At 66.9% G+C, this 6777-nt stretch carries 7 protein-coding genes and 1 pseudogene; 4 read left to right on the top strand and 4 right to left on the bottom strand.

The window, feature by feature from the left end:
* The 3 genes and pseudogenes from ADBZ5N_RS16380 to ADBZ5N_RS16390 form a co-directional block, all read right to left on the bottom strand.
* Positions 1 to 381: pseudogene (locus tag ADBZ5N_RS16380) on the bottom strand (DUF4190 domain-containing protein); the annotation flags it as partial.
* 45 nt (positions 382 to 426) lie between these two features.
* Complete coding sequence (locus ADBZ5N_RS16385) at positions 427 to 1032, bottom strand: HdeD family acid-resistance protein (RefSeq protein WP_526259220.1); 606 nt, start codon at positions 1030 to 1032, stop codon at positions 427 to 429.
* Between the two features lie 232 nt (positions 1033 to 1264).
* Entirely contained in the window at positions 1265 to 2572 is a 1308-nt protein-coding gene (locus ADBZ5N_RS16390; RefSeq protein ID WP_526259232.1) for an adenylate/guanylate cyclase domain-containing protein, read from the bottom strand.
* A 131-nt stretch (positions 2573 to 2703) separates the two neighbouring features.
* Here ADBZ5N_RS16390 and ADBZ5N_RS16395 point away from each other — a divergent pair, with 131 nt between their 5' ends.
* Both ADBZ5N_RS16395 and ADBZ5N_RS16400 read left to right on the top strand, forming a co-directional pair.
* The gene (locus ADBZ5N_RS16395; RefSeq protein ID WP_526259222.1) at positions 2704 to 3450 is read left to right on the top strand and encodes a hypothetical protein; all 747 of its coding nucleotides are present in this window, start codon (positions 2704 to 2706) and stop codon (positions 3448 to 3450) included.
* Positions 3450 to 3935, top strand: a complete 486-nt coding sequence (locus tag ADBZ5N_RS16400; RefSeq protein WP_526259224.1) for an SRPBCC family protein — start codon at positions 3450 to 3452, stop codon at positions 3933 to 3935. The genes ADBZ5N_RS16395 and ADBZ5N_RS16400 overlap by 1 nt, the downstream gene beginning before the upstream one ends.
* 9 nt (positions 3936 to 3944) lie before the next feature.
* Here the strand turns inward: ADBZ5N_RS16400 and ADBZ5N_RS16405 are convergent, their stop codons facing one another.
* Positions 3945 to 4640: a hypothetical protein gene (locus ADBZ5N_RS16405; protein WP_526259226.1), complete on the bottom strand. Its 696-nt coding sequence runs from the start codon at positions 4638 to 4640 to the stop codon at positions 3945 to 3947.
* 77 nt (positions 4641 to 4717) lie between these two features.
* Between ADBZ5N_RS16405 and ADBZ5N_RS16410 the strand changes: the two genes are divergently transcribed.
* Positions 4718 to 6244 carry a carboxylesterase/lipase family protein gene (locus ADBZ5N_RS16410; protein ID WP_526259228.1) on the top strand — a complete coding sequence of 509 codons (1527 nt, stop codon included), beginning with the start codon at positions 4718 to 4720 and terminating at the stop codon, positions 6242 to 6244.
* Positions 6245 to 6294: 50 nt separating this feature from the next.
* On the top strand, positions 6295 to 6777 hold a 483-nt coding region (locus tag ADBZ5N_RS16415; RefSeq protein WP_526259230.1), incomplete at its 3' end, for a protein kinase family protein.

Here is a 6777-nt window from a genome sequence, read left to right on the forward strand (position 1 = left end):
GTTGTTGGCCTCACCGCTCTTGACTCGGCCGCGCGCCAGGACGCCCAGGATCACCGCGGTGATGCCGAGGATGATTCCGCCGACCACTGAGCAGGACGCGACCAGGGCGATGATCGCCACCGCCAGTGCGGCAACGCCCAAACCGTTGCGCGGCGCCGGCGCGGGGCCGCCGGGGTAGTAGTCGCCGTAGGGCATCGGCGGGGGCGGGTAGGCACCCGGGTAGGGGCCGGGGGCACCGCCCGGCGGCATCTGTGCCCCGGGCGGGCCGGGGGGATACGCGTACGGATACGCCGGTGCTGGCCCGGGTGGCGGCGGTCCTGCCGGTGGTGTCGTGCTTGGCGGCGGTCCGGGGTAGTCCGGCGACTCCGGCGGCTCAGTCATGGTTTCCGATTCTGTGTGGGGCGGCAGTTGACTCAGACTACCCGGTCACTTGCTGCGAATGACGTCGCTGATGACGGTGCGAACCTCGTTGCCCGCCTTGCGGATCCCGAACGCGCCGATGATCTCGACGATACCGATCACCACCAGCCAGACACCGGTCACCCAGAGCAGCGTCGGCAGCGAGGCGAACGGGTAGGCGAGCAGAATGACGCCGGCGATCAGGGTCACGACGCCGATGAAGATCTCCCAGCCCCGTCCCGGGGTATCCGGGTCGGTCAGGGCGGCGGCGGCGGTGGCAACACCGCGGAAGACGAAACCGATACCGATCCAGATCGCCAGCAGTAGCACCGCATCACCGATATGTCGGAAGGCGAGCACGGCCAGCACCAGCGAGGCGGCACCGCTGATGAACAGCAGTGCACGACCTCCGCCGGAGATGTGCAAGGTGAAGGCGTGGAAAACCTGCGAGATGCCGGTGACCAGCAGGTATGCACCGAAGAAAATGGCGGCGACCAGCAAGGTCGGGCCGGGCCACGCGAGGATCATCGCGCCCAGGACCACGGTCAGGATTCCGGTCAGCAGTACCGACTTCCACAGATGCGGAAACAATGTCCCGCGAGAGGTACCCGTGGTGCCAGAGTGAATTGTCATGGGTTGAGTCTGTCATACCGCCAGGCAGGTGGTCGGATTGGTCTTCATCCGGCGTCGAAACGCCGCTACCGATGGTTTTCTTGTGGCGCGGGGTCACCACGAGATGGGCTTCGCCTGGGGGGAGTGATCGTCGAGAGCGGGCCACCGCGGGAGGTGCTGAGCAATCCCAAGCAAGGACCCGGACTAAGGCGTTCCTGTCGAAGGTGATGTAAGGCCGCGCCGATAGCGAGGCCTACGCCGGGAAATCCGCCGTTTCGGGCGCATAGGGCACACGTTCGCGGAGATTGTCCCCGGCCGGCTTTCGGCCGACCACGAACCACGTACGCATCACGCCTTTGCCTTTGACCTCGACCTCGCCGCGCTCCTCGAGCACGAAGCGATGCCGCAGCCGTTCGAAAACGTTCTCAGGCACCTGAATCCGGCCGACGACGTCGGTCGACTCCATCCGTGAGGCGACGTTGACGGCGTCACCCCAGACGTCGTAGAAGAAGCGACGGGCACCCACCACTCCGGCCACCACCGGCCCGGCGGCGATCCCCATCCGCAGCGGCACCGGCTTGCCCCTTGGGTCGCGTAACTCGGCGACCGCACGGGATAGATCAAGGGCCAGATCGGCGATCGCCTCGATGTGGTCGGGCCGCGGGGTGGGCACGCCGCTGACCACCATGTAGGCGTCCCCGGTGGTCTTGATCTTCTCCAGGCCGTGCCGGTCCACCAACCTGTCGAAAGTGGTGTAGAGACGGTCGAGGAACCGGACCAACTCGGTGGGAGTGATCTGGCTGGACTGTTCGGTGTAACCGGCGATGTCGGCGAACAGGATCGAGGCGTCGTCGTAGCGGTCGGCGATGGTTCCGTGCGCCGGATCTTTGAGTTTCGCCGCCACGGTGGCCGGCAGGATGTTGGTCAGCAGCGCTTCGGAGCGGTTGTACTCCACCTCCATCGCCGCCTCCGCGCGCGCCACCTCCCGCATGGCGTACCAGACGGTGAGAAAGATCAACAGGCATGCGCCCGCCGTGGTGGACACGAACGCGATATCGAGCGCCCAACGGGGTTGAATTCCGGTGTCCTGTGGAACGTTGAACTGCAAAAAGACCGCCAAGGCAGCCCCGACGCTGACCACGATTCCGGCCAACACCACATGTTCGACGCCCAACACGAGCACCGCAAGAGACGCCGACACCAGGTAGTAGAACTGGACGCCTGAATCGGTGCCGATCTGGGAGCCGACGAAGGTCAGCGAGGCGTAGGCGATCCCGACGAAAGCCAATGCCGGGATGACGTTGCCGAACCGGTTGAGCAGTGGAACGCCCAGAAACAACACCGCGACAGCGAGGTTGATCAGGCCGATGTAGAGAACCCGGTCACCGGTGAAGGTCTGCAGCGCGCCCAGTAACGCGGTGAGTGCGGCGGAAATCCACGCAGCGAAGTTCAATACCCGCTGCGGGCGGCTGACCGACTCGGCCCAGTGCTGGTTGCGGGCCGGCGGCCGGCGTTGCAGCCGTTCGCAGTCCGACCACCGCAGCCGCCCTTCCGGCAGCAGCCTTTTCCGCTCGGAACTCACCTGACGAGCGTAGCCCGCAGCGAGGTTCCGCCCGGAAATCGACGAAAACCCGCCCGGCCAGGGGCACACTAGCCGCACAAGTCGTCGCCGGACATCGACAGGAGTGGGGCGTGGCCGACACCAACGCCGACGGGCACGAGAGTGTGCTGGAGAAGGTCGACCAACTCGTCGACGACATGCTGGGCACCGACATCGAGGTGGTGGAACCCGAGGACCCCTGGGAGCGCCGCCAGCGCATCCTCGACTCGTGGACGGCGATCATCCTGGCGCTTGCTGCGGTGGCCACCACCTGGGCTTCATTCCAGGCCAGTCAATGGTCCAACGCGCAGTCCGACGCCCAGTCGATCTCGGCGATCCAACGCAGCGACGCCAACCGCGCCGCGTCGGAGGCCACCAGCCAGTACGTCGTCGATTCGCAGATGTGGATCTCCTGGGTGGAGGCGACGGCATCCGGGCAGAAGGAGCGGGCTGGCTTCCTGCGCGACCGGTTCTCACCGGCGCTGGATCGGGCGCAGAAGGAATGGCTGGGCCGGGTTCCGGTGGACGTTGACGGCAACCCGGCCCGGGTGCCCGACGGCACACCGCTGGATCTGCCCAGCTATGTGGTCCCGGCGCAGCTTCAGGCCGATGAGATGTCCAACAAAGCCGAGGCCGCCCTGGCCGCCGCCGACGAGGCCAGCAACACCAGCACCCGGTACGTGATGCTCGCCGTCCTGTTCGCTCTGGTGCTGTTCTTCGCCAGTGTCGCTACCAAGTTCACCTCGCCGAAGATTCAGGTGGCGCTGATCCTCACCGGCCTGGTGATGCTGGTCACCACGACCGTGCGGATGTTCCTGTTGCCGCAGATGCTGATCTGATGCAGCGACACGAGGTGGTCGACGGTGTGGAGATCATCGCGCCACTGCAACGTGTCTGGGACATCGTCAGCGATATCGAAGTGATGCCCCGATTCAGCACCGAACTGTACGAGGTTCACTGGGCGAACGGGTTCCACGAGCCGGGACTCGGCGCGAAGTTCCTCGGCCACAACCGCAACCGAGCCATCGGGGAGTGGACCACCGTGTCCCAGATCGTCGCTTTCGATCCGCCGAGGGCCTTCGGGTGGGCAGTCGGTGATCCGGAAAACCCAGCGGCGACATGGCAATTCGATCTACGGCCGATCACGCAGGGCACCAGGCTCGAGTACACCGCGCGAATCGGCCCGGGCCCATCAGGGGTCACGATGCTGATCGAGCGCAGTCCCGAGCGGGCGCAACAGATCATTGAAGGCCGACGGGCGCAGTTCCGTGCTGCCGTGGCCGCGACCTTGGCCGGGATCCGCGAACTGGCCGAACAGAGTTGACGGCAATCGTCAGCACGCGTACTGAATCCCGATACCCGACTGTGGCGGGTCCCGGCGGGCGCACCCGTAGGTGTCGATCCCGTCGTCGCTATAGCGCACGGCCGTCTGGTTGGCGTAGTTCACACACACCAGAGCGGTGTTGTCGGCGCGACACCGGAAGTCGCCGAACGACAGCGATCCGCCCGCCGGCAGCGGGGGACCCTGCCCGGCGCTGAACCGGCCCGGATCTCCGTGCGCGGACCCCACCTGGACCCCGGCGGCGTTGAAATCCACCCACCCGCCCTTCCACACGCCGTAGACGTCGGGTGGTTGCGGCGGCGGATCGGCCAGATTCACCAGACAGGCCAGTCCGCCGGCGACCCGCTTGGTCTCCGTCATACAACTGATCCCCGATGCGGTGGTGAACGCCGTGTCGTCGCCGAGGTCGGTGGTGGTGCCGTTGCGCAGGGCGACCCGGAAGTCCGCACCGTCCACGGGCGGGCCGGCCTGCACCCACGCGATGACGTCCGCCACGGCGGCGTCGCCGCTGGGAGCCAACACGGCCGACGTCGGCGGCGTTGAGGAAGTCTGTCCGGTCGTGGCGGTCGCACCGGCGGGTCTCGACGGGGTGATCGGCGTCAGTTCGCCCGCACCCGTTTGGCCGACCGGTTGCTGGGAACACCCAGCTACCAGCACCGACGCGGCGAGCATCATGGCAGTCCGCATATGCCCAGGTTATCTGCCCGACCCCGGCAGGCAGGTCAGGGGCGTCGGCGCAGCGGGTGTTCGCTACCGTCGGAGATATGCATGAGCACACCGTCCAGGTCAGCACCGCCAACGGTGTGGTTGAGGGGTTCACCCGCAACGGGGTCAACCGGTGGCGTTCCATCCCCTATGCGGCACCACCGGTCGGCTCTCTTCGGTTCCGCGCGCCGCAACCGGCTCAGCCTTGGTCAGGTGTGCGGTCCGCGCACAGCTGGGGAGCCTGCGCACCGCAGCAGCGGATATACACCATGACCGGAGTCGGCAAGTACCAGCCGATGAGCGAGGACTGCCTGACCCTCAACGTGGTCACCCCGCGGTGGTCGGGTCCGGCCCCAGACGGTGACCCGCTGCCGGTCATGTTCTTCATTCACGGCGGCGGCTACATCCTGGGCAGTTCGGCCACCCCGCTCTATGACGGCGCCGCCCTGGCCCGACGTGGGTGTGTCTACATTTCGGTGAACTACCGACTCGGCGCCCTGGGGTGTGTTGACCTCTCATCGCTGTCCACCCCGGACGTGCCGATCGAGAGCAACCTGTTCCTGCGCGACATCGTCATGGCGCTGCGATGGATCCAGCAGAACGTCGCTGCCTTCGGGGGGGACCCGGGCAACGTCACGATCTTCGGCGAGAGCGCCGGTGCCCACGCCGTGGCCACCCTGCTCGGTGTTCCCGAGGCCGAAGGCCTCTTCCATCAGGCGATCTCGCAGAGCCCCGCATCGGGCATGGTCAGCTCGCAGGACGTCGCCGCGCAGTTCGCCGACCGCTTCGTCGACCGGCTCGGTCTGGATCGCCGCAATCCCGGCCCGGGGTTGCTTGAGGCGTCACCCACGGACTTGGTGCGGGCCACCGACTACCTGATGAAGCACAGCCTCAACGACATGCTCGGTGCCTCCGTGGTCGGCCCCACCCATGGCGACGATTATCTGCCGCTCGACCCGTTCGAGGCGATGAGACAGGCAGTGGCGCACAAGGTTCCGTTGATCGTGGGCACCAACGCCGAGGAGGGCAGGTTGTTCACCCGCTTTCTCAAGTTGCTGCCCACCAGCGAGCGCTCGATAGAGCGCATCCTGTCTCACACTCCGCCGGAAGTACGCGAGCGGGTCCTGGCCGCCTACCCGCAGTACCCCGATCCCAAGGCGTGCATCGAGTTCGGCGGCGACATGATTTTCGGCACCGCCGCCTGGCAGATCGCTGAGGCGCACGCCAAGCTCGCCCCCACCTACGTCTACCGCTACGACTTCGCTCCACGAACACTGCACTGGGCCGGACTGGGCGCCACCCACGCCACCGAACTGCTGGCGGTCTTCGGCGTATACCGATCACGCGTCGGTGCGGTACTGACCGCCGGGGTTGACCAGCGCGCCGCAGTCAAGGTCAGCCATCAGGTGCAGCACCGCTGGCAGGAGTTCAGCCGGACCGGGTTACCCGGCGAGGACTGGCCGGCCTATAACCACGACGAGCGCCCGGTTCTGGTCTTCGACCGCCACACCCACGTCGAGTACGACCCGCACCCGCACCGCCGGAAGGCCTGGGCCGGTTTCACCCTGGCCCGCGACGGCCAGTAGTTCCCCGGGTCCCCCCGGTGGGCGATTGACACTCGTCATACGTTGGAGGGGTGATCGACCCCCGCGATGGCCAAGCCACGATAGAGCGCCCCGACGCCCTCACCGCCGAATGGCTGACGGCCAACCTCGGTGGCGGCCGGGTGAGCGGATTCACCGTCGAGCGCATCGGCACCGGCCAGATGAGTGAGTGCTACCGGGTGACGCTGACCTACGGCCAGGGAAGCGGGCCGTGCTCAGTGGTCCTCAAAGTGGCCGCCAGCGATCCCGTGAGCCGGGGGACCGGGCAGGCGCTGGGACTCTACGAGCGCGAGGTGCGGTTCTACACCGAGTTGGCGCCCCGACTCGGTGGTCCCATCGCGCAGTGCTTCCATGCCTCCTACCAGCCCGAGACCGGGATGTTCACCCTTCTGCTCGATGATGCGGCACCGGCGGAGGTCGGCGACGAAATCCGAGGCGCCACAATCGAAGACGCGGCGCTGGCCCTGACCCAACTGGGCCGTCTGCACGGCCCGCTGATCGGCAGCGAAACCCTC

Source organism: Mycobacterium sp. (genome assembly GCF_044370595.1).
Classification (GTDB): domain Bacteria; phylum Actinomycetota; class Actinomycetes; order Mycobacteriales; family Mycobacteriaceae; genus Mycobacterium.

What these genes read in the sequence shown, in the direction of transcription:
- ADBZ5N_RS16385 (WP_526259220.1), bottom strand. Translation starts at nt 1,032, where the DNA reads ATGACAATTCACTCTGGCACCACGGGTACCTCTCGCGGGACATTGTTT.
- ADBZ5N_RS16400 (WP_526259224.1), top strand. Translation starts at nt 3,450, where the DNA reads ATGCAGCGACACGAGGTGGTCGACGGTGTGGAGATCATCGCGCCACTG.
- ADBZ5N_RS16405 (WP_526259226.1), bottom strand. Translation starts at nt 4,640, where the DNA reads ATGCGGACTGCCATGATGCTCGCCGCGTCGGTGCTGGTAGCTGGGTGT.
- ADBZ5N_RS16410 (WP_526259228.1), top strand. Translation starts at nt 4,718, where the DNA reads ATGCATGAGCACACCGTCCAGGTCAGCACCGCCAACGGTGTGGTTGAG.